Here is a 22014-nt window from a genome sequence, read left to right on the forward strand (position 1 = left end):
ACGCCACGCTTTAATACCTTACTAATACCTAACAGCGGTGACGCATTGTAGCCGGGTCGATGCGTTTGCCAGACAAACTAAGCCGGCAGATCAACGGAGTGATGTCATGCTTCGAGCCCGTAAACCAGAGGCGGTCGCCAAGCGACTCAAGCTGTTCATGTACGGTCCGGCCGGTGTCGGTAAGACGACGGCTGCGATCCAGTTCCCCAACTCGTACATCATCGACTGCGAGCGCGGCACCGAGAACTACGACAAGCTGATCACCGCCAGTGGGTCGGCCGTCTTCCAGACGACCGACATGCTGGAGGTCATCTCCGAAGTGAAGTCGCTGCTGACGGAAAAGCACGACTACCGCACGCTCGTGATCGACCCGATCACCACCGTCTACAACGACCTGTTGGAAAAGTGCGAGGCCAAGGTCGGCAGCGACTTCGGTCGCCATTACGGTGAGGCCAACAAGCTGATGAAGCGGCTGGCGAACCTGGTGATGGCTCTGGACATGAACGTCGTCGTCACCGCGCACGCTAAGAAGGAGTACGGCGACAACCTGCGCGTGCTCGGTCATACGTTCGACGGTTGGCGCCAACTGGACTACTGGTTCGACCTCGTCGTCGAACTGGGCAAGAAGGGTCGCGGCAAGGAGACCAAGCGCGTCGCGAAGGTCGCCAAAACGCGGATCGAGTCGTTCCCGGACGAGGACGTGTTCGAGTGGAACTACGACGCGATCAAGAAGCGCTACGACATCTCGATGCTCGAGAAGCCGGCCGAGGCGCTGCAACTGGCCGCGCCCGAGGACGTGCGCGAGATCAAGGAACTGCTGAACGTCGTGCGCCTGCCTGAGGGCACGACCGACAAGTGGCTGGCCAAGGCCGGCGTCGACGTGTGGGAAGACATGCCCGCAGAGACGCTCGCCAAGTGCATCGAGTACGTCAAGAACCGCCTGCCCAACCACGCGGCAGCGTAAGTAATGTAACAGCCTGCGTGGCGGACTCGCTTAAGCGATTTCGCCACGCAGGCCACTGAACCAATCAAATTCAATCTGGACGCGTCTCCTATTCCTCAATGCCGACGGTCTTCAACGTGATCTCCGTCGTGCCAACACTACCCGATAACGCGTCTACAGGAGGTGTATCATGGCAGGTTTCAATCGAGTGACGTTGATCGGCAACCTCACGCGTGACCCGCAGTCCAAGGCGCTCCCCAGCGGCATCACGCTGTGCGAGTTCGGCTTGGCGATCAACCGGAAATTCAAGTCGGCGGTGGGTGAGGAAAAGGACGACGTCTGCTACGTCGATTGCTCCGCGTTCGGCAAGCAGGCCGACGTGCTGCAGGAGTATTGCCGCAAGGGCAAGCAGTTGTTTATCGAAGGGCGGTTGAAGTACGACACCTGGGATGACAAGTCGGGCGGCAAGCGCAGCAAGCTGACCGTCGTCGTCGAGAACTTCCAGTTCCTCGGCGGCCGAGATGATGCGTCGCACGGCGCCGATCACGACGCCGGCGGCTCCATCGACCGCTCCACCGACCAAACCCGCGGCCCGGGTGAGCGACGTCAGTGGAAGCCGACCCAAAACCGCCTCTTCGGCCCCGGCACCCGCGAACGCAAACGCGGCCAGAACGCCGAGTCACCCGTCTCCAACGATGAGCAGTTCGCCGAGTCGGACATCCCGTTCTAACAGGTGATCCGCATCATCGCTAACGTTCCCTCGGGGACGCCCGCCATCAGGCGGGCGTCCTCTTTGCATTTCGCGCCCGCCCTGCTCGCGATGCCTTGGAGCGCTTGTTCGATCCCGCGGTCGTCACTGGCGCGAGCCGCTTCTGAACCGCCCTCCACTCATTATCAAGAATGCAGACGAAAGCCCGAATGGGCTTCGTCTCGAACGCGTCTGCGCGGCGCACCTCGTACATGGGGCGGGCGGCTGCGAAGCCGGACAGTTCGACCACGCGAAGTTCCCGCGCCCGTACCTCAAGGTCCACGCTCATGCGACCCATGATCGTGACCCCCATACCGGCGGCCACCGCACGCTTGATCGCAGCGCTGCTCTCCAGCGCAAGCGTCGGCTCGACGTGCACGCCGTGCTCCTGAAGTTGTCTGTGGATATGCCCCACGCTGCCCCGCTCGCCGCGACGCACGATCAACCCTTGTCGGCAGAACTCGACCACGCCAACCGACTTTCGGCTGCCGGCCGATGCGCGCAAATGGGTGACGCCGACGAGTCGATCGCTACCGAACGACGCCAGTTGCAACATCGGGTCCGTCGTGGTGGCGTCCGTGAAGCCGACGTCGAGGTCGGACGACTTCAACCGATCGAACAATCCCTGTGCCCGTTCCACCTCGAAAGTCACCCGAATCTGTGCAAACCGCCTGCGGAAACGCAACAGCACCGCTGGCACCAGAGTGGTGGCCATGGTTGGGGTGGCGCCGATGCGAAGCGTTCCGCGGTTGAGGCTATCGATGTCGGTGACGCATTCCTCCGCCTCGCGAACGAGGTCGAAGATCTTTGTCGTCCGCTCGAACAGCACGCGCCCTGATCGCGTGAGTTCTACGCCGCGCGGGCGACGTTCGAACAGGCGGATGCGCAGCCCCCGCTCGAGCCTTCCAATCGACCGCGTGACCGCTGGCTGGGTGACGTACAGTCGCTCGGCGGCTCGGGTCAGGCTCCCCGTTTCAGCAACTGCGTGAAAGGACTCCAGTAGACTGAGCTGCAGTGACATAACAAAAAGTTATCACAAGTGCTCGAAGTATGCATTGGTAGACGTCGGCTCGACTTGCGACAACGGCAGAACCAAACAAGGAGTCAGGAATGGCCTACGTGATTGCCCTGCCGTGCATAGGAGTGAAGGATACCGCCTGCGTTGCGGTCTGCCCGGTCGACGTGATTCATCCGCGACGGGACAAGCAGGCATTCCGCGAGGTGGAGCAGCTATTCATCGACCCGGGTCCCTGCATCCACTGCGGTATGTGCGTCGACGAATGCCCGGTCAACGCGATCTTCGCGGACTCGGATGTACCCGCTGAGTGGTCCGAATTCATCGATCGGAACGCGGCATACTTCAGAACCTGAGCGATTCCCCGGATGAAATGACCGCCTGCGGTTGCGCGGCCAGTCGCTGCCCGCGCAACCGCAGGCGAATCTGAAATCAGCCCCGCAGCGCCTGCAGTTCCGCCAACCGTTTGCCGGTCGGCGCCTTTTTCGTCTTCATCATTTCAACAAAGGCGTCGAACAGGTACGACGCATCGTGCGGCCCCGGGCTGGCTTCGGGGTGGTATTGGACGCTGAAGACGGGCAGGTCCTTGTGGCGGAAGCCTTCAACGGTACCGTCGTTCAGGTTCATGTGGGTGACGACGCCGCCGTTCTTTTCGAGTGAGGCTTGGTCGACGGCGAAGCCGTGGTTTTGGCTGGTGATTTCGACGCGGCCGGTGTCGAGGTTCTTTACCGGTTGGTTGCCACCGCGGTGGCCGAACTTCAACTTGTAGGTCTCGGCGCCAATCGCCCGGCCGAGCAGTTGGTGGCCCAGGCAGATGCCGAACGTGGGGACCGATTCCTTGATCACGCCCTTCAACGGGTTGACCGCATAATCGAGCACGGCCGGGTCGCCTGGGCCGTTGCTGACGAAGACGCCGTCCGGGTTGTGCTTCATCACGTCGGCGGCCGACGTTTCGGGCGGCAGCACGGTCACCTTGATGCCGCGCTCGCTGAAGTGGCGAAGGATGTTGCTCTTGGCGCCGCAGTCGAGCGCCACCACGTGCAGGCCGTCGCCTCGCTCGACCTTGCCCTGCGACCAGACGCCCTGGTCCTCGTCCCAGTCGTACGCCTTCTCGGGCTTCACGGCCTGCACCCAGTCGGCGCCGGCCATCTTGGCAGCGCTGCGGGCCTTGGCGACAAGCTCGGCGTCATCCAGGATCGTCGTCGACAGGATGCCACGCATCGCCCCATTCACGCGCAACCGCCGGGTGAGGGCGCGGGTGTCGATGCCCTGAATGCCGATGATGTTGTTTTCCTTCAGGTACTCGTCGAGCGACAAGCTCGCGCGGTAGTTTGAATAAACCGGCGCCAGTTCCTTGACGATAAACCCCGCGACGTGCGGCCGTTTGCTTTCGACGTCCTCGCGGTTGATGCCGTAGTTGCCGATGAGCGGGTAGGTCATCGTGACGATCTGCCCCTTGTAGGACGGGTCGGTCAGGATCTCCTGATAGCCGGTCATGGACGTGTTGAAGACGACCTCACCCTCGGTCGTGCCGTCGGCGCCGAACGCCCGGCCGGTGAATACGGTGCCATCTTCCAAGGCCAACTTCGCGATGCGGTCGGTGGTCATAGGTGGGATTATAGCGCGCATCGGACGCCGTTGAAATGACCGCAACGTGCCGCGGCGGGCGGATGGCGGCGTCTATAGCAGCGAAACGGGATCGACATCCACCGCGACCCGTTCGGCCTTGGCAAACTGGCCCTTCGTCCGCAGTTCCGCGAGCACCCTCTGCAGGCTGTCGGCCCGCGGGCTGGAGAGGACGATCTGGTTGCGAAAGTAGCCGGCGATCCGCCCGATGGCGCAGGGCATGGGGCCCTTCACCGTCACCGCATTTCCCATGGCGGCCACGGCGGCGTTCAGCTCGGCGGCGATAGCCTCGCACAAATCGGCAAGGCGGGTGGAATCCTGATCGCGAATAACGATGCGCACCATCCGGGAAAACGGTGGCAGACCCACTTCTCGCCGGCTCGACAACTCCGTCTTGGCGAACGCGACGTAGTTCTGCGCCATCGCGGCGTTGATCGTCGGGTCTTCCGGCATGAACGTCTGCAACACCACGCGCCCGGGCTTATCCCCCCGTCCGGCCCGGCCGGCGACCTGCGTGATCAGCTGAAACGTGCGCTCGGCGGCGCGGAAGTCGGGCAGCGACAGCGCCGTATCACCATTGATCACGCCGACGAGCGTGACGTTCGGATAATCCAATCCCTTGGCGATCATCTGCGTGCCCAGTAGCACCTGCACCTCGCCCCGGGCGAAGCGCGACAGCAGGGCCTCGTAGTCCTTCAGGCCGTGCATGGAATCGGAATCGACGCGCGCGAAGTTCAGCTCGGGGAACTTGCGCGCGATCTCCTCTTCCACGCGCTGGGTGCCCAAGCCGAACAGCGTCAGCTTCTTGCCGCAAACCGGGCAGACCACCGGCAGCGGGTTGACCGCCAGGCAGTAGTGGCAATGCAGTTGCCCCGTGTGCACTGCGGCCTCGGCGCGCGAGGTGTTGGCGTGCGCGCCGGCGCTGCGGTGGTACGTCATCGTCGAGTCGCAGTACTTGCACTGGATGGGGTTCGTGCAGGACGAGCAGTAGACGAAGTTCGAATACCCCCTGCGGTTCAGCAGCAGAATCGCCTGCTGGCCAGCAGCGACCGTGGTGCGCAGCAGGTGTTCCATGCGCGCACCGATGAGGTGAACGCCCCGCCGCATGCGGGCCTCCTGCTTCATGTCGATGATCTCGACGTGCGGTAGGGCCAAGCCGCGCACGCGGTTGGCGAGCGTAAGCAGGTGATAGGGCTTGTCGCCCGCTGGCTTGTGTGCCACCGGCAGCTTGCTGCCCGTGTCTTCTTCTTTGCTGTCGGTTGCGGAAGAAATCGAAGACACGGGCGGGCGAGCCGCCGGTGGCACACCGAGTTTCGTTGAATCGGCGGCGGCCAGCACGCGCTGGTATGTCTCCAGCGACGGCGTCGCGCTGCCGAGAATCACCGGCACGCCTTCCAACTGCCCGCGCTTCGTCGCGACGTCGCGGCCGTGGTAGCGCGGGGCCTGGTCCTGCTTGTACGACGGCTCGTGTTCCTCGTCGACCACGATGATGCCCAGGTTCGGTGTGGGCGCGAAGACGGCCGACCGCGCCCCCACCACCACGCTGGCGCGACCAGTGGCGATCTGCTGCCAGAACCGGTGCCGCTGCGACTGCGACAGCCCGCTGTGCAGCACCGCGACGGCAGGAAAACGTGCGGTAAATCGGCGGACGGTTTGCGGTGTGAGCGCGATCTCCGGCACCAGCACGATCGCCTGCTTCCCTTGCCGCACCGCGGCGTCGATGCAACGCAGGTAGACCTCGGTCTTGCCGCTGCCCGTTACGCCCATCAACAGGTTTACCGAGAACCCGCCGTTCGTTACGCGGGGCAGCATTTCGTCCAGCACGCGCTGCTGCTGCTCGTTCGGCGATACGATTCCTGCATCGCCGGACACCACCGATGCCTCGACCGCAAACCCTGGCAGATCGACCTCAGACGTGATCGTGATCAGCCCCATCTTGCTCAGCTTGCGCACGGTGGCGACCGTGGTTCCGGCCTCGGATGCAAGCTGTACGATCTCGATCGCCTGTCCCGGTTCCACCTGCAGCAGCCGTGCGAGCACTGCCCGGCGCTTCTTCATCTTCAGCGTTTCCAGCGTCTGCTGCAGTTGATCGCGCTCGACCGCCGGCCGAACCATCTGGCGATAGCCAAGCCCGATGCGCTTCTTCACCGCGGCCGGGATGACGCTTTCGAGCACGGTGCCGAGCGGGGTGATGTAGTAACGGCTCATCCAGCGCGCCAGCCGCATGAGCGGCGGCGCGACCAGCACGCGGTCGTCCTCGATCGCCAGCATCGGCTTCACGCGCGGGTAATCGGTCGTCGCCGAGATCCCGATCACGTACCCCGCCGTCGGTCGGTTCTTCCGCCCCAGCGGCACCTTCACGCGCTGCCCGACCTTCAAATCGGGCACCAGTTGCGGCGGTATGCCGTAGTCGAGCATCCGATCGATGCCCCGCTCCAGCGCCACGCTCGCGTACGGCCCCGGATGCGTCGGTGTCCGGTCGACGACCTTCTTCTTCGGCTCGGCCGGCACTTCGAGGTTGGGGAACAACGACTGCATCATTAACGACTTCGGCACGATGACGGAGGAAAGACGAATGCGAACCGCGGAGGCGCGGAGAAAGAGGGAGAGGATGGAGAGCGATCCGTTGCTATTGCTCCGTTCCTGCTCGCTCCGTTTACTCATCCATTTCGAAACACCGCCACCACTCGTCATCCTGAGGTACTCCGAAGGATCTCTTTCTTCCCGACCTAAATACGGGGGAGATCCTTCGGAGTACCTCAGGATGACGAAACTTCGAGTAGAAGGCACATCCGCTTCTCCCTCTGTCACCCTCCATCTCCGCGTCCTCCGCGTCTCCGCGGTTCAGTTTTCCCTCCGGACGCCACCGACGTTTAGATTGCCCGACCGGTATGGTATCGTCTTACGAGGCCAATCGACTCGATCGATTGATCACCGTTTCATGTTAGCATTTAGTTCGGATATCGAGCAAGGTAATTCCGCATGCTGTTAGTCGCCCTTCGGACACGGTTTATGATCGCGCTGGCGGCCGGTTTCTGCGCGGCGATCTGCCTGTTGGCTTCGCGCGCGTTTGGCGTGCCGCCGGTGGAAGGTTTGGACATCAGCCTGCTGAACGGCGGGCAACCGATCTTGTCGATCCTTGTGATCGCCGTGACGTTCATCGGTGGCGCGACGCTGGTGTCGCTGGCCGTCGGTCGCTGGAGCCACGAGGCGGGCCTGTTCGCCGCCGCCGTCGGGCTGGCGGTGTTCGCGGTGCGCGGCGGGTCGATCAGCACGACGCTGCGGTACTCGTCAGGCGCAGGCGTGTACATGCTGCTGGCGATCGAACTCGTGCTGATGTACGCGATGGTCGTCGCTGCGATCTGGCTCAGCCATCGATGGAGCAAAGCGGCGCCGCTCGCGCAGACCGAGGCGAACGATGAACAGCCCAGCCGAACGCATCACCTGTTCGCCGTCGGTGTGCAGGCGGTGACGATGGCGATCATCATGCTGGCTGTGGGGCAGAGCGAGTCGAAGAAGCAGGCGATGGCGACGGTCATGCTGGCGGCTTACGCAGGCTCCATCGCGGCCCACTACACCTTCCCGATTCTGCGTGGCCACTGGCTCGCCTTCGGGCCGTTGCTCGTTGGTATCGTTGGATACTTTCTCGAAGGTTCAAAGCCGACGCTGTTGCCCATCGGGCTGGTGGATCAACCGATGGCGATCGCGCTGCCGATCGAACTGGTGTCCGCCGGCATCATCGGTGGCATCCTCGGTCACTGGATGAGCCAGAAATGGGCCGACGAAGCCGCGGGTCAGACGCTGCCACCACTACCGGCGAAGATCACTACCGCACCCTGATTCGCCTGTTTGCCGCGGGGCAACCTCAACCCTACGATAATGCTATGAGCACCGCTGTTGCCCCGTCGTTGTCCGCACTGCCCGATGCCAGTGGTCACTTTGGCGACTACGGCGGCACGTATGTGCCGGAAACGCTCGTCATGGCACTGCAGGAACTGGAAGCCGAGTACAACCGTGCGCTGCAGGACCCGACGTTCCACCGCGATCTGTCGCACTACCTGAACGAGTTCGTCGGCCGGCCCAGCCGGCTGTACTTCGCCAAGCGGCTCACCGAAAAACTCGGTGGCGCCAAGATCTACCTGAAACGCGAAGACCTGAACCACACCGGCGCCCACAAGATCAACAACACGATCGGCCAAGGCCTGCTCTGCCTGCGCATGGGCAAGAAGCGCGTGATCGCTGAGACCGGCGCCGGCCAGCACGGTGTAGCCACCGCGACGGCGGCGGCGCTGTTCGGGCTGTCGTGCGACATCTACATGGGCGCTGAAGACATCCGCCGGCAGAACCTCAACGTCTTCCGAATGAAGCTGATGGGCGCCAACGTCGTTGAGGTGAACAGCGGCAGCCGCACGCTGAAGGACGCCTGCAATGAAGCGATGCGCGACTGGATGGGCAGCGTGACCGGCACGCACTACATTCTCGGCAGCGTCGCGGGCCCGCACCCGTTCCCGAAGATCGTACGCGATTTTCAAGCCGTCATCGGTAAGGAGACGCGCGAGCAGATCCTGCAGATCGAAGGCCGCCTGCCCGATGCGATCGTGGCGTGCGTGGGCGGTGGCAGCAACGCCGCCGGCATCTTCCATCCGTTCGCCGACGACAAATCGGTGAAGCTAATCGGCGTTGAAGCTGGTGGCCTCGGCTGCGCCACCGGCCAGCATGCCGCCACGCTAACCAGTGGGTCGCCCGGTGTGCTGCACGGCACGCTCAGCTACGTCCTGCAAGACGAGGACGGCCAGACCGCCGACGTCCACAGCTGCAGCGCCGGCTTGGACTACCCCGGCGTCGGCCCCGAACACGCCTACTGGAAAGACAGCGGCCGGGCGACGTACGTCTGCGAGACCGACAACGATGCGCTCGACGGCTTCCAGTTGCTAGCCCGCACGGAAGGCATTCTGGCTGCGCTGGAAACCAGCCACGCCATCTCCCACGCCGCGAAGATCGCGCCGACGATGGGGAAGGATGAGATTCTGGTGATCAACCTGTCGGGTCGTGGGGATAAGGACTGCCAGGAAATCGCCCGCCTGCTGGCGGCGCGCGAAGCAAAGTAGACTTCCGGTCCCTCTCCCGCTAGCGCCGGGAGAGGCTGGGTGAGGGTGCTTTCGAACGACGGTGTCCCCGCCATGATGGGTGAGCATCTTCTTATTGCGCCCCATGTCATCCCGATGGGAGCCGAAGGCGACCTGAGGGATCTCGAGCGACGGACGAGTCTCGGCCGTGGGAGATCCCTCAGGTCGGCAAGCCTCCCATCGGGATGACAATCGTCGGGGCCTCACGAGTTTCTCCTCGCGCGTTGGAGCCTTCCCGAATTCCCAAACAATCCTCACCCGCTGGCGGCGTCTTTCGCGTGCCATTATCATCGCCCGCCTGATCATGAAAACTGTCTCCCCTCGCATCGCTGAGACCTTCGCCACCCTGCGTAAGCAGAACCGCATCGCCCTCATGCCGTTCGTCCCGGCGGGTTACCCTGACCTCGAAACCACCGCGGCCGTGCTGCCCGCACTGGAAGCAGGCGGGGCGAATTTGATCGAGGTCGGCTTCCCGTTCTCCGATCCCATCGCCGACGGCCCCACCATTCAGGCGGCGTTCACGGCGGCGCTGCGGAACAAGCTGAAGGTCGCCGACGTGCTGCGCACCATCGCGGGCGTGCGGGACCAGGTGACCGTGCCGATCATCGCGATGATCAGCTACAGCATCGTCTTCAAGTACGGCTTGGACCGCTTCCTCACCGACGCCAAGTCCGCGGGGTTTGACGGTCTGATCGTGCCTGACCTGCCACCGCCTGAAGCCCAACGCATCTGCGACAAGATCTGGGCGGCCGGGTTGGACACTGTTCTCCTCGTCGCCCCCACCTCCGACCCCGCCCGGCGGCAGCAAATTGCTGACTTGTCGAGCGGGTTCGTCTACTATCTGTCCGTGTCCGGCATCACCGGTGAAAGGGCCACGCTACCCCCAGAATTAGCTGCGGGAGTGGCTGAAATGCGGAAAATTAGCCCCAATCCGGTGTGCGTTGGATTTGGGATCTCTAACTCAAGCCACGTCAAGCAATTACACGCCGTGGCGGATGGCGCAATCGTGGGCAGCGCGTTAGTCAAAAAGATGACCGAACGGCTATCGGACGGACCGGCCGCAATTGCTGAGGCCGCAAGGGGTTACTGCAGGCAGCTTTTGGCGTAGAGCGGCAGCGCCAGGTTAGTCGTGCCAAACATAGTTAGAAAAATCGCTTCCCCTGCTAACCGGAACCTGCAGTAGGGTGTCTAGCTTATGGAACAGGTAGCCAAGCATTTTGTGCCGGCCGAAGAGAATATGCCGGCGGTCGTGGGCCGCATTGGTCCCGACGATCCGCGTCCGACGCAGGTCGATCGCAGCAGTGAAGGTCCGACCGACGCCGCGCTCGTCGCCCGCGTTCTGAGCGGTGATCGCCCGGCGTTCGACGTGTTGATCGCTCGGTATCAACGGCAAGCCGTCGCGGTGTCGTATCGGTTGCTGGGTAATGGCCAGGACGCCTTGGACGTAACGCAGGACGCGTTCTTCAAGGCGTTCAACAGCCTGCCGACGCTGCAGAACCCGCAGGCGTTCGGTGGCTGGCTGATGCGGATCGTGTCGAACCTGTCGCTGAACTATCGTCGGGGTCGAAAGACGCGCACGAAGGCGCAATTGCCCTTGGACGACATGCTGACCGGTGAGGGCGCGACCGAGAGCACCAGCGACTGGGCCGCCAACACCGCCGACCCCGCCCGCACGCTTGCCAGCCGGGAAATGGGCGCGAAGTTGAACGAAGCGATGGCGGCGTTGCCGGAGAAACAGCGGGCGGCGCTCGTGATGTTCACGATCGAGCAGATGCCGCAGAAGGACGTCGCCGAGGCGCTCAAGTGCAGCGTGGAAGCGGTGAAGTGGCACGTGTTCCAGGGTCGTAAGAAACTGAAGGAACTGCTCAAGGATCACCTTTGATGCAGCGCCGAACGGAGAAGTGACGCAGTGGCCATCAGCAGCGATCTGGAAATCCTCATCAGCCGCTACGCCGAGGGCGACGATACGCTTACCCCCGCCGAGCGGCAGCGTGTCGAGCAGGCGCTGGACACCGACGCCGAAGCCAACGAACTGCTGGCCGGTGAACATCGCCTGACGGACCTGCTGCGCGCCGCACCGCTGCCCGACGTCAATTACGAACTGCTGGCCGCCCGCATCAGCGCAAATATCCCGCAGGCCGCGGTCCAGACCGAATCGCGGCCGGTGACGGCGTCGCGGTCGTTCTGGTCGGGCTCGAAGCTGGCGTTGGCGGCGTCGGTGTTGATCGCTGCGGGCGTCGCGATCCCGATGTTGAACAATGACGTTGAACGGGGCAACAACGCGCCGGTTCCGATCTCAACCGGTGGCGCTGAATCGAGTATGACCGCCGTCGCCCCGGTGACGATCCGAGCCGTCAACGGTGGCACGACGAGCGTCGCCGTTACGCCCGCGGACGCGCCAAACGTCGTCATCGGTCCTTCCCCCGCGGTCGCCGGTCGACCCGCGAGCGATCGCTACACCGAGGCCCCCGCAGGCAATCGCCCGGCAAAGGTCGTCATCAGCGGTGAGAATTCCCAGCCCACCAACGACAACCCCTTGGCCCCCCGGTAGCCCGGCGGACTCGCGCTCGTCTGTAGGACAGGCATTTCTGCCTGGCTCTCCCGCCGTATCCCTGGCCTCGGCTCCTCTGCTGGTACGAACTCTTCACGAATGTTTCTCCCGCCTTGTCTTCGGCCCCATGGCTTCTGGGTAAGGCAACGCGAAGAAGTGGAATTGAACCACAGAGAACACAGAGGACACCGAGAAGAGACAAAGAGAGTTTGGAGATAGGATCTGGCGTGGACACTTGGAACGCTCGTTGGGAACCCGCCATTCGCCGCTGGAGGAAGCTATAACGCTTAAACCGCTCCCACGCCGCAATCCATAACCTTCGCGTCGGTTCTCTGTCTTCCCTCTGTGCTCTCTGTGTCCTCTGTGGTTCAATGTCTTGACCAACTTCCAACAAGGCTCCACATGCTCCGCCATCTGATGCTCGTCATGTTCCTGCTCACCACCTCGATCGCTCAAGCCCAGAACAGCCCGACGAGCGCTTTGATCAACGAGGCGCTCGACCAACCCGTGAACCTGCAGTTGAATACGACGTTGCCGCAGGCGCTGAACGCAATCACCGACCAAACCGGCGTGCGCATCGAGGTCGAGCGGGCCGTGTGGGAACTGCTGCCGTGGGGCCAGCAGACGAACGTGTCGGCCAACATCAACAACATCACCCTACGGGCGGGCTTGGACAGCATCTGCCAGAAGCTCGGCTTGACGGCCGTGCTGACCGAGCGAACCGTCGAGTTGCGCCCCCTGCCGGCACTGGCGCGATTGGGCCGCCGGGCGACGCAGCAGGAATTGCAGATCCTCGACCTGCTCGCCCGTACGCCACTGCCCGAGATCGCCGGCGAGCCACGCGTCCGCAGCCTGCTGGCAGCGATCGACGAGCGGTTGGAATCGACGCGCAGCGGCTTCGCCACCGAGAACCGCGTTGGCATGGAATTGAACGACCGCCCGCTGTCGTTGCGCCGGGGGCTGTCGCTCTACGACGCGCTGGAGGCGATGAACGCCCAGACCGAGGCCACCTGGCACCCGGCCGGAAAGACGGTGGTCGTCCTGACCAAGGAAGATCAGATCCGCACGCAGCTCAGCAAGCGCGTCACCCGCAACTACGCCGACGTGCCGATCGGCCAAACGCTGACTGAGCTATCGCAATTGGCCGGCGTTGACTTTACGGTCGAACCGGGCGCGTTCCAGCGCATCGCGCCGGAATTTCGCACGGTGAAGTTGCTGCTGGACAACGCCAGCATCGAACAAGCCTTGGAACACATCAGTGGGTTCACCGGCTTGGGCTACGTCATCAACGCACGCGGCGTCTACCTCTGGGCCGCCGCCACCGGCACGCCCACCACGACGGGCCGCGATCCGGTCATCGCGCTGATCGAGGTCACCCCCGGTGTGCAGGTGCTGGTGCCGCAGTCGCAGGTACCGCCTGAGGCCCGCGAGCGCCTGCGCACACTGACACTGCAGAAGATCGAGGAACTCTCGCGCGAGCCCGCAACCACTCGTCCGACGACGGCGCCGTAGAAGACGCATCATCCTCCCAGTAAGCCTCTTCTGTAGGACAGGCATTTCTGCCTGTCTCTGCCCCGTATCCGCTCTGTAGACTTTCTCCCTTCTGTGGCGCAGTTGAAAACCAAATACAGACGTGGGAAGATCGGGGGAACAGACAGGTAGGAATGTCTGTCGTACAGAAGGTCCGACAAGCGGTTAAGGCCTGAACGCGTTCGACGCCTAATTCTTCTTGCCCAGCCGTGCCACCAACCGCCAGACGAAGTGCGGCGAGAGCGCGCGCGTCTGCGTCTTGTTGAACGCATCCACAATCTCATCGAACCGCGAGCTGTACGGCAACCGGTCGCGCCGGCCTAAGTCATCACCAAGCATCTGACGCAGCCGCTTCTGATCTTCCGGCGAGATGTCAGGCGGAATAGACTTCGACTCACCCAGCTTCGGCAGCTTGCCGGCCTTTCGCTGGTTCAGCAGGTGCCGCCAGGTTTCGGCACGCGTCGGCTTCGGATCGGCATAGCTGGCGACGTACCCGCGGTACAGCTTCTCGAACTGCGGCGTGTAGGGCAGATCGTCGGCGGTCCGGCCAATCTCCGTGTATAGCGTCACCAGCGTCTCTCGCTTCGGCGCCTGCGTCGCCTCCACGCCGCCGAACAGCCCACCACCGGCGGCCTTGGCATCTTCGATCGGCGCCGACGCGCCGGCCACCGGGCTATCGGCGGTGCGGTCGAGCAACAGCAGCACCGTGCCAAACGGGTCCTTCGCGGTCGCGCGATAGCCGCGCGACACCTGCACAGGCGGGCTGCTGAACGTCAGCTTCAGCTTCGCCCGATCTCGGTACATCGCCCGCACGTCGTCCACGCGGAAGTAGATCGCCTCGCCCGGCAGATCCGGGTCGGCGTGCAGCACCAGTTCGGCCGAGTCGTCACCCAGCGAAAAACTCGCGATCGACCTTTCCTGCTTCGCCAGTTTCATGCCCAAAACGTCACGGTAATACCGCACCGCCGACTCTAGGCCGGGCACGCGAAGGAGGATGCGGTCGACACGTTGAAGCATGGGAGGCGGAAGTGCTGAATGGCGAACGGTGATTACTGAATACGGCTTACGTTTAAGTCTTCAATCGCAAATCGGCAATCGCAAATCCTCATGCCTTCGCGACGCCTACTGGCTCGTCGCCGCTCAGTTCCGAGGCTTCAGTGACGGTCGGGGCTCGATATCCGCCGCGCAGGACGAACACGCCTGCCAGCAGGTTCCAGAAGACCTGCACGAAGCGTAGCGACATCGTCAGGATCAATGCGTCGGCAACGGTCGCCGATTGGCCGCGCATCAGCAGGTAGGCGAAGAACTCCATCACGCCCGCGCCCTGCGGCGACACCGGCAGCGCGCCCGCCAGCGTGACGACCGGCACCACCACCCAATAGTACCCCGGCTTGATCGGAAGGCCGAACGCCTCGCCCGCGGCCATGGCGGAGATGACGGTAATCGCATGCACCGGCAGGCTCATCGCCAGCACGCCCACCAGCAGGCCCGGCCGGCGGCCATACAACTGCACAACCTCGCGCACGCCCGCCAAATGCCGCTGCATCGGCAAGTGCCGCACGAGGTAGCTCAACCCCAACGCGCGGCGCAACAGCGGCACGTAGTACACGGCCAGCCCGAGGATGACCACCGTGATGATCGCCGCCGACCCGCCAGCCACCTGCAGGCACTTGCGCGTCACCGGATCGTTCCAGTCGCCGGACGACAGCGCCTTGACGCCCGCCACCGTGCCGCCCATCAGCACCAGCGCCAGCAAACCGACCACGCGATCCACCACCACCGACAGCACCGCCCGCGTGCGATGCACCGTGTGCTTTGCAGCGTAGTAGGCCTTCAACAGGTCGCCACCGGTCGAGCCGGGCATAAACGTGTTGTAGAACGCCCCGACCATGTTGATCTGGAACGCACGGGCCGCGCCGATCGGAATCTCAAGCGCGCCCAGCAACAGCTTCCAGCGAAACGATGTGATGAGGTAGTTCAGCGGGAAGATCGCGATCGCCAGCCACAGGATCGAGTGGTCGGCGTGCTTCACGACGTTGATCAGCCCCACGTCGATGAGCGGATACGAGAGCAGATCGTGACTGTAGCTGCCCACGACGCGCGACGGGCTGACCGTCCACACCTCCCCTTCCACCTTGCCGAGGAAGCGCGTCAACAGCGATCGCGGTTCGCTCACCAGAAGTGGCCATTTCGAAACGGCGACCGACCGGTCGGCCGGCACCTTCAGGCCCAGCACGTCGACCGTTCGTCGGCCGGCGCTATCGGTGATGATCTCTAAGCGATCGTACTGGCTGCGAGCAACCAGCTGGTCGCGTGGCACGACCGCAGGCATTCCGGCCGGCGCGTCGTCGGCCAACTTAAAAGTCTGGTCGTGCTCTGTGGCCGGTTCAAGCAGGTGCACCGCCACCGGGCGACCGGTCTGCGGGTCTTGAACGCGCACCTGGTCGTACAGCGAGATGTTCCGAACGACGAACCACACGCCCAGGACGGCCACGCCCCACCGCAGAACGAACTTCAGCCACTTTTTGACCGCTGGTTGCATGTTTCGGATCGGATTGTGCGAGGCCAGCCCACCGGACGCAAGGGTTGCCGCTAGCCGATAAACCCGCGCGCCTTCAGCAGGTCGAGGATCTTCGTAACGCATTCCTCAACCGGCATCTCGTGCGTTGGCAGCACCAGGTCGGCATCGGTGGGTGGCTCGTACGTCGCGCTGACGCCGGGGAACTGCGTGAGTTTGCCCTCGTCGGCCATCCTGTAGGCACCGCTGGTGTCGCGGGCCCGGCAAGCTTCCACGGGCGCTGACAGGTAGACCGAGATGAACCGATCCGGCCCGACCACTTCCTTCGCCTTGGCACGCACGGCATCGTGCGGGGCCACGAAAGCTGCGATGCAGAGCAGGCCACTGTCGTTGAGGATCTTTGCGACCTCGGACGACCGCCGAAGGTTCTCGGAACGATCGTCAGCCGTATGCCCGAGATCGCGGCTCAGCCCCTGTCGCATGTCCGGCCCGTACAACACGGTGACGAGGTGACCGGCATCGAACAGCGCCTTCTCCAGCGCGTAAGCCAGGCTGGCCTTGCCCGCAGATGGCAGGCCATAAATGAGGACGGTTGCGCCCTTCTGCTTCAGCCGCGATTCACGATCAGCGGTGCCGACCTGGCTAGAGCGCGTCTTCAATTGCCCGGCGACGGGCGTCTGGCCCCATAAGTCACCGCCGCGCGATTCGCTGCGCTCCAGGATCATGCCCGCGCCAACGGTGCCGTTGGTCAGGCGGTCGATGATGATAAAGCTGCCAGTGCCGGCGTTGATCTTGTACGCGTCGTACGCGATCGGCTGGCTAAGGCTCAGCAACACGTGCCCCACCTCGTTCATCGCCAGTTGCGTCGCCGGGCGGCGTTCAAGCGTGTTCACGTCGATCGCGGCCCGCATCTCGGCGATCTCGCCCGTCACCGTGCGCGTCGTCTGCTTAAAGTTGTACGTGCGACCCGGCACGAACGGCTTCTCGCTCATCCAGACCACCGTCGCCTCGATCTGTGCCGAAACGTGCGGCGGCGCAGTGGGATGCACCAACATGTCCCCCCGGCTGACGTCGATCTCATCTTCCAACGTAAGCGTGACCGACTGCGGGCTGAACGCCTCTTCCAACTCCCCATCGTACGTGACGATCGACCTCACCTTGCTGCGCCTGCCCGACGGCAGCGCGACGACCTCGTCCCCCTTGCGCACGATGCCCGACGCCACCATGCCGCTGAACCCGCGGAAGTTCAGGTTCGGCCGCAACACGTGCTGCACCGGGAAGCGCATCTCAGCCAGGTTGCGGTCCGACGCGATGTGCACCGTCTCCAGGTGCTGCAACAGCGACGGCCCGTAGTACCAGGGCATGCGCTCGCTCTTCTCGACGACGTTGTCGCCCGCCAGCGCCGACATCGGGATGAACCGCACGTCGGGGATGCCCAGCTTCACGACGAATCCGGTGTACTCCTCCATGATCTCGTCGAACCGCGATTGCGAGAACCCGACCAAATCCATCTTGTTGATCGCCACGATGACGTGCTTGATGCCCAGCAACGACACGATGAATGAGTGCCGCCGGGTCTGCGACTGCACGCCGTGCCGCGCGTCGATCAGGATGATCGCCAAGTGACACGTGCTGGCCCCCGTCGCCATGTTGCGCGTGTACTGCTCGTGCCCCGGCGTGTCGGCGATAATGAACTTGCGCTTGTCGGTACTGAAGTACCGGTACGCCACGTCGATCGTGATCCCCTGCTCGCGCTCGGCCTTTAAGCCATCCGTCAGCAGCGCAAGGTCGACCTCGCCCGCGCCGGTGGTGCCATGCTTGGCACTATCCCGTCGCACTGCCGCCAGTTGGTCGTCGTAAATGCCCTTCGTGTCGTGCAGCAACCGCCCGATGAGCGTGCTCTTGCCATCATCCACGCTGCCGCACGTCAGAAAGCGCAGCAGTTCCTTCCGCTGATGGCGGGCGAGGTAGGTGTTGATGTCTTCGACGGCTTCAGTCTGAGTCATAATTGCTCGCAATGCCCGAATTAATCAATCTAACCGCGGAGGCGCGGAGGACGTGGAGAGAGAGAAGAAAAATCACTGACATCATTCGCTATCCGGCGCTACCGAACGCCTGATGATTTCATCCTCTGCCATTTGCCTGAACAGCTTCCAACCACGGCGGGCCTTGTTGGGCAGCCCTTGCGTCTCTTCCTGAGCTCGACAACGCACAACCTCGCGCTCCAACTCCTTCAGAGACATTCGTTGAAGCTCCGCGAGACGCTTGGCAGCTGCACGGTCGACGAAGGACATGATCGCTCTGCTCCCTCTGTCTCCGCGTCCTCCGCGTCTTTGCGGTGAAGCCTTCTATTAAAAATACCCCTCGCGCTTCTTCTGCTCCATCGACCCCGCTTCATCGTGGTCGATCAGCCGCCCCTGCCGTTCGCTGCGGCGTTCCAGCAGCGTTTCCTGGATGATGTCCGCAACCGTCGTCGCCGTCGATTCGATAGCGCCAGTCAGCGGATAGTCCCCCAGCGTGCGGAAGCGCACCACCCGCATCACGGGTCGCTCGCCCGGCTCCAGCCGCATGCGGTCGTCATCCACCACGATCCACTGTCCGCCGCGGTCGACGCAGGGGCGTTCCTTCGCGAAGTACAACGGTGGCAGCGGGATCGATTCCGCGCGGATGTACTCCCACACGTCCAGCTCCGTCCAATTGCTCAGCGGAAAGACGCGGATGCTTTCACCCGCACCTAGCCGGCCGTTGTACAAATTCCACAACTCTGGCCGCTGGTTCTTCGGGTCCCACTGCATCGCCCGATCGCGGAACGAGTAGACGCGCTCCTTCGCCCGCGCCTTTTCCTCATCTCTTCTAGCCCCACCAAACGCCGCGTCGTGCTTGCCCTTCTTCAGGGCCTGCACGAGCGCCTGCGTCTGCATGTGCGCGCTATATTGCGGCGTGGCGTAGTCGAACGGGTTCACCCCCGTCGCCAGCGCTTCTTCGTTCGTGTAGACCGACAGCGGCAAATCGCAATCGCGACAATACTGATCCCGAAACTCCAGCAGTTCCCGAAAGTCCCACGTCGTCGCGATGTGCAACAGCGGAAACGGCACGCGCCCGGGATAAAACGCCTTGCGCGCCAGATGCGTCAGACAGGCCGAGTCCTTCCCGCCCGAGTACAGCAACACCGGGTTCTGAAACTCCGCCGCCACCTCGCGAATGATGTGGATGCTCTCGGCCTCAAGCTGCTTCAGGTGCGTTAGCGTATAGCTGGTCATCGCGTGCTCTGCCGTGCCCTTTCCCAAGTATGGGGGAAAAGGGGCAGATTATGGAATAACGCGCGCGGTCGCAAGCGATTCGACCCCAAACCGCGCGGCGACCAAAGAAGCGTGTGAACGCCGAGACGCCGAGAACGCCAAGACCGGAGAGAAGAGGAAGATCAGGAATCTGCTTTGCCTGCGCGCCTCTTGCTTTGGCGTCCGCTGTGGCACCAACAATCCGGTCTGTGATTCAGGGCGATCTCCCCCCGCCTTCTCCACCTTATCAATCGAACGCGAAAGCGAGAAAGCGCGAAGAAAGCCGCGAAGGCGCTGCGAAGCCCCTTCCTCCACTTGGGATCGGGTTATTGGTCATTTGCTTGGCATTGGGGCTTGGTCATTCGATCCCCTCTTCCCCTCAAGCCGCCGGCAAGATCGCCTGCTGCGCGTTGGATGCCACCATCACCCGCCCACCCGAGTTCTCTCCATCCCCAACAATCCCCCGCGTCACGTCGTACTTCGCCCGCCCGATCAACGGCGTCGTAATGATATGCTCCAACCACCGATCCCTCAGCTCCCGCGCCGCTGCCACCATCTGCGGGTCCGCCTTCGCCTTCACCCGCGGCTTCGCCTCGCGCGTGGGCTTTTCCACGCGTACCCTCGAAAGACAGCCGACCTCGGGGGACGAGGGGGTCGTTCCCGAGGTCGGCGTGTTGGGCTGCGATTAGCAGAGGGGCGGGTGCGTTAGGCGTCGATGGGCGTGCTGGAGAAGCGGCCGTCGTCGCCGGAGCCGAGGACGATCGAGACGTCGCGCAGCGTGCGGTTCTGCAGGATGAGGCTGGCGGCGCCGCCGACGACGCCGTTGCTGCGGAGGGCGCCGGAGACGATGTCGATCTCGTACAACTGGGTGATCGGGCTGCCGCCGATCGTCAGCGCCGCGTAGCCGACGTTGAAGCCGTCGGCGCGGGTGAGGACGTCGAGGCCCGAGATCGCGCCGGCCTCCAGCGGGCCGTCGGACGTGCGGAGCTGGCCCTCGGTCGTCAGCGTGCCGGCGTTGGCCGGCACCTGTTCGACGAGCGTGTTGGCATCGGTGTCCAGGTCGTACAGCGCGGTGCCGGTCCTGGGGTCGGCGTCGTTGTTGATGTACGCGGCGGCGGTCACGCGCGGGTTGCGGCCGGCGGCGGAGTCGGTCGGGCCGTACACCAGTGGACCGTCGATGATCGTCAGACCGGTGTCGACGTTGATGCGGTAGTTCTCGTCGCGCCCGTTCACCAGGCGCAGGCGGTCGACGGTGGGATTGAAGTTCACGCCGCTCTCGGAGAAGCGAACGTTGAGATTCTCGCCATCGTCGCGCTGGCCGTTGGCGTTCGTGTCGGTGTACAGCGCGGCGACGACGGTCGCGGCGCCGGTGGACGCGTCGAGCGTGATGATGCGGCTCTCCGAGGTCACCCCGTAGAGCGTGCCGATGCGGTTGACACCGTCGGCGGCGTTGAGATCGCTGGGGCGGTAGTCGATGCCGACGACAAGCTCGCCGGCGCGCAGGCCGGTGATCGCGCTGTCGGAGAAGATGACGCTTGGATTGGCGGCGTCGAAGCGGATCAGGCGGTTGTCGGTCTGCAGGCCAACGGCGAGGGCGCTGGCGGCATCGCGCGGGCCATCAAGGTCGCCCGAGCCGGGCCGAATCGTCAAGGCGCGCAGCGAGCGGGGGTCGGCGGAACCGCCGATGATGCCGTTGCTGCGCATGGCGCCGTTGGTGAGGTCGACCTCGTAGAGGCTGCTGTTGGGGCTGCTGCCGATGGTGATCGAGGCGTAGCCGACGTTGAAGCCATCGGCAAGCGTGAGGACGTCGAAGCCCGACCGGAAGCCCGATTCGACGGGGCCGGCTGCGGTGCGCAGCGCGCCGACCGTCTTCAGCCGACCGGCGTTGGCGGGGTTCTGCTCGACGAGCGTGTTGGCGTCGGTGTCCAGGCCGTACAGCACCGTGCCGGTCGCGGGGTTGGCATCGCTGTTGATGTAGGCCGAGCCCGTCACGCGCGGATTGCGACCGGCGGCGACGTCCATGGGGTCGTACGCCAGCGTGCCATCGATGATCGTCAAACCGGTGTCGACGTTGATGCGGTAGTTCTCGTCGCGCCCGTTCACCAGGCGCAGGCGATCGACGGTGGGGTTGAAGTCCAGGCCGCTCTCGGAGAAGCGGATGTTGAGGTTCTCACCATCGTCGCGCTGGCCGTTGCCGTTGGTATCGGTGAACAGCGTGGAGACGACGGTGGCGGCGCCGGTGGACGGATTCAGCGTGACGACGCGACTCTGGGAGGTGACGCCGTAAATCTGGCCAACACGGTTGACGCCGTCGGACGGGTTTAGGTCGCTTGGCCGGTGGTCGATGCCGAGGAGCGACTCGCCGGCGCGCAGGCCGGTGATCGCACGGTCGGAGAGGATGACGCCGGGGTTGTCCACGTCGAACTGAATTACGCGGTCGTTCGTCTGCAGGCCGACGGCGGCGGCGCTGAGCAGTTGGCGTCCCTCGAGCGATTCAGCAACGACAGCGCTGCGGGCGCCGTTGCGTATTTTCGATGACTTCCGGGCCATAACGTCCTCCTTCAGATTCAGCGGCTCGCGCCCTCAGGCAGAGTCCAACACAAACGCGTCGGACGATCGCTCTACCGTCGCGTAGCGACGAACGCACCGTGGACCGTATACCCTACGCCTCGCTTTGTC

The 22014-nt window shown here is 63.8% G+C and carries 19 protein-coding genes; 9 read left to right on the plus strand and 10 right to left on the minus strand.

What is annotated here, in order from left to right; genetic code table 11:
• Positions 1–106 precede the first annotated feature (106 nt).
• Positions 107–964, plus strand: a complete 858-nt coding sequence (locus VGN72_00510; protein HEV7297817.1) for an ATP-binding protein — start codon at positions 107–109, stop codon at positions 962–964.
• Between the two features lie 169 nt (positions 965–1133).
• Entirely contained in the window at positions 1134–1673 is a 540-nt protein-coding gene (gene ssb / locus VGN72_00515; protein HEV7297818.1) for a single-stranded DNA-binding protein, read from the plus strand.
• 46 nt (positions 1674–1719) lie between these two features.
• On the opposite strand, the gene VGN72_00520 is transcribed toward ssb, so the two are convergent.
• Entirely contained in the window at positions 1720–2712 is a 993-nt protein-coding gene (locus tag VGN72_00520; GenBank protein HEV7297819.1) for a LysR family transcriptional regulator, read from the minus strand.
• Positions 2713–2801: 89 nt separating this feature from the next.
• Here VGN72_00520 and VGN72_00525 point away from each other — a divergent pair, with 89 nt between their 5' ends.
• On the plus strand, positions 2802–3062 hold the full coding sequence (locus VGN72_00525; GenBank protein ID HEV7297820.1) for a 4Fe-4S binding protein: 261 nt from the start codon (positions 2802–2804) through the stop codon (positions 3060–3062).
• 76 nt (positions 3063–3138) lie between these two features.
• On the opposite strand, the gene carA is transcribed toward VGN72_00525, so the two are convergent.
• A complete protein-coding gene (gene carA, locus VGN72_00530; GenBank protein ID HEV7297821.1) occupies positions 3139–4314 on the minus strand; it encodes a glutamine-hydrolyzing carbamoyl-phosphate synthase small subunit in 1176 nt (391 codons plus the stop codon).
• Positions 4315–4386: 72 nt separating this feature from the next.
• Positions 4387–6873 (minus strand): primosomal protein N', encoded by a 2487-nt coding sequence (priA, locus tag VGN72_00535; protein HEV7297822.1) that lies wholly within the window; start codon positions 6871–6873, stop codon positions 4387–4389.
• Positions 6874–7314: 441 nt separating this feature from the next.
• Here priA and VGN72_00540 point away from each other — a divergent pair, with 441 nt between their 5' ends.
• The 6 genes from VGN72_00540 (at position 7315) to VGN72_00565 (ending at position 13521) form a co-directional block, all read left to right on the plus strand.
• Positions 7315–8172 (plus strand): hypothetical protein, encoded by an 858-nt coding sequence (locus tag VGN72_00540; protein HEV7297823.1) that lies wholly within the window; start codon positions 7315–7317, stop codon positions 8170–8172.
• Positions 8173–8216: 44 nt separating this feature from the next.
• Entirely contained in the window at positions 8217–9440 is a 1224-nt protein-coding gene (trpB, locus tag VGN72_00545) for a tryptophan synthase subunit beta (protein ID HEV7297824.1), read from the plus strand.
• 166 nt (positions 9441–9606) lie between these two features.
• Positions 9607–10566 carry a tryptophan synthase subunit alpha gene (trpA, locus tag VGN72_00550; protein HEV7297825.1) on the plus strand — a complete coding sequence of 320 codons (960 nt, stop codon included), beginning with the start codon at positions 9607–9609 and terminating at the stop codon, positions 10564–10566.
• Positions 10567–10653: 87 nt separating this feature from the next.
• Positions 10654–11340, plus strand: a complete 687-nt coding sequence (locus VGN72_00555) for an RNA polymerase sigma factor (GenBank protein HEV7297826.1) — start codon at positions 10654–10656, stop codon at positions 11338–11340.
• A 27-nt stretch (positions 11341–11367) separates the two neighbouring features.
• Positions 11368–12009, plus strand: a complete 642-nt coding sequence (locus tag VGN72_00560; protein ID HEV7297827.1) for a hypothetical protein — start codon at positions 11368–11370, stop codon at positions 12007–12009.
• A gap of 402 nt (positions 12010–12411) precedes the next feature.
• Positions 12412–13521 (plus strand): hypothetical protein, encoded by a 1110-nt coding sequence (locus VGN72_00565; GenBank protein HEV7297828.1) that lies wholly within the window; start codon positions 12412–12414, stop codon positions 13519–13521.
• A gap of 207 nt (positions 13522–13728) precedes the next feature.
• Here the strand turns inward: VGN72_00565 and VGN72_00570 are convergent, their stop codons facing one another.
• From VGN72_00570 to VGN72_00600, 7 genes are all read right to left on the minus strand, one after another.
• Complete coding sequence (locus VGN72_00570; protein ID HEV7297829.1) at positions 13729–14556, minus strand: VOC family protein; 828 nt, start codon at positions 14554–14556, stop codon at positions 13729–13731.
• A gap of 88 nt (positions 14557–14644) precedes the next feature.
• Positions 14645–16081 carry a lysylphosphatidylglycerol synthase transmembrane domain-containing protein gene (locus tag VGN72_00575; protein ID HEV7297830.1) on the minus strand — a complete coding sequence of 479 codons (1437 nt, stop codon included), beginning with the start codon at positions 16079–16081 and terminating at the stop codon, positions 14645–14647.
• Positions 16082–16131: 50 nt separating this feature from the next.
• The gene (cysN, locus tag VGN72_00580; GenBank protein HEV7297831.1) at positions 16132–18063 is read right to left on the minus strand and encodes a sulfate adenylyltransferase subunit CysN; all 1932 of its coding nucleotides are present in this window, start codon (positions 18061–18063) and stop codon (positions 16132–16134) included.
• 81 nt (positions 18064–18144) lie between these two features.
• Positions 18145–18351 (minus strand): hypothetical protein, encoded by a 207-nt coding sequence (locus VGN72_00585; protein ID HEV7297832.1) that lies wholly within the window; start codon positions 18349–18351, stop codon positions 18145–18147.
• A 57-nt stretch (positions 18352–18408) separates the two neighbouring features.
• Positions 18409–19317, minus strand: coding sequence for a sulfate adenylyltransferase subunit CysD (gene cysD / locus VGN72_00590; protein ID HEV7297833.1), 909 nt, complete (start codon positions 19315–19317; stop codon positions 18409–18411).
• A gap of 397 nt (positions 19318–19714) precedes the next feature.
• Positions 19715–19948, minus strand: coding sequence for a hypothetical protein (locus tag VGN72_00595; GenBank protein ID HEV7297834.1), 234 nt, complete (start codon positions 19946–19948; stop codon positions 19715–19717).
• A gap of 92 nt (positions 19949–20040) precedes the next feature.
• Positions 20041–21885, minus strand: a complete 1845-nt coding sequence (locus tag VGN72_00600; protein HEV7297835.1) for a DUF4394 domain-containing protein — start codon at positions 21883–21885, stop codon at positions 20041–20043.
• Positions 21886–22014 lie beyond the last annotated feature (129 nt).

The organism is Tepidisphaeraceae bacterium, assembly GCA_035998445.1.
Classification (GTDB): Bacteria; Planctomycetota; Phycisphaerae; order Tepidisphaerales; family Tepidisphaeraceae; genus DASYHQ01.

Bases quoted from the DNA above. Each gene is read 5' to 3' on its own strand.
- cysD (HEV7297833.1), bottom strand. From the start codon at position 19,317: ATGACCAGCTATACGCTAACGCACCTGAAGCAGCTTGAGGCCGAGAGC.
- VGN72_00555 (HEV7297826.1), top strand. From the start codon at position 10,654: ATGGAACAGGTAGCCAAGCATTTTGTGCCGGCCGAAGAGAATATGCCG.
- VGN72_00520 (HEV7297819.1), bottom strand. From the start codon at position 2,712: ATGTCACTGCAGCTCAGTCTACTGGAGTCCTTTCACGCAGTTGCTGAA.
- VGN72_00575 (HEV7297830.1), bottom strand. From the start codon at position 16,081: ATGCAACCAGCGGTCAAAAAGTGGCTGAAGTTCGTTCTGCGGTGGGGC.
- cysN (HEV7297831.1), bottom strand. From the start codon at position 18,063: ATGACTCAGACTGAAGCCGTCGAAGACATCAACACCTACCTCGCCCGC.
- VGN72_00525 (HEV7297820.1), top strand. From the start codon at position 2,802: ATGGCCTACGTGATTGCCCTGCCGTGCATAGGAGTGAAGGATACCGCC.
- carA (HEV7297821.1), bottom strand. From the start codon at position 4,314: ATGACCACCGACCGCATCGCGAAGTTGGCCTTGGAAGATGGCACCGTA.
- VGN72_00540 (HEV7297823.1), top strand. From the start codon at position 7,315: ATGCTGTTAGTCGCCCTTCGGACACGGTTTATGATCGCGCTGGCGGCC.
- VGN72_00510 (HEV7297817.1), top strand. From the start codon at position 107: ATGCTTCGAGCCCGTAAACCAGAGGCGGTCGCCAAGCGACTCAAGCTG.
- ssb (HEV7297818.1), top strand. From the start codon at position 1,134: ATGGCAGGTTTCAATCGAGTGACGTTGATCGGCAACCTCACGCGTGAC.
- VGN72_00600 (HEV7297835.1), bottom strand. From the start codon at position 21,885: ATGGCCCGGAAGTCATCGAAAATACGCAACGGCGCCCGCAGCGCTGTC.
- trpB (HEV7297824.1), top strand. From the start codon at position 8,217: ATGAGCACCGCTGTTGCCCCGTCGTTGTCCGCACTGCCCGATGCCAGT.
- VGN72_00585 (HEV7297832.1), bottom strand. From the start codon at position 18,351: ATGTCCTTCGTCGACCGTGCAGCTGCCAAGCGTCTCGCGGAGCTTCAA.
- priA (HEV7297822.1), bottom strand. From the start codon at position 6,873: ATGATGCAGTCGTTGTTCCCCAACCTCGAAGTGCCGGCCGAGCCGAAG.
- VGN72_00565 (HEV7297828.1), top strand. From the start codon at position 12,412: ATGCTCCGCCATCTGATGCTCGTCATGTTCCTGCTCACCACCTCGATC.
- VGN72_00570 (HEV7297829.1), bottom strand. From the start codon at position 14,556: ATGCTTCAACGTGTCGACCGCATCCTCCTTCGCGTGCCCGGCCTAGAG.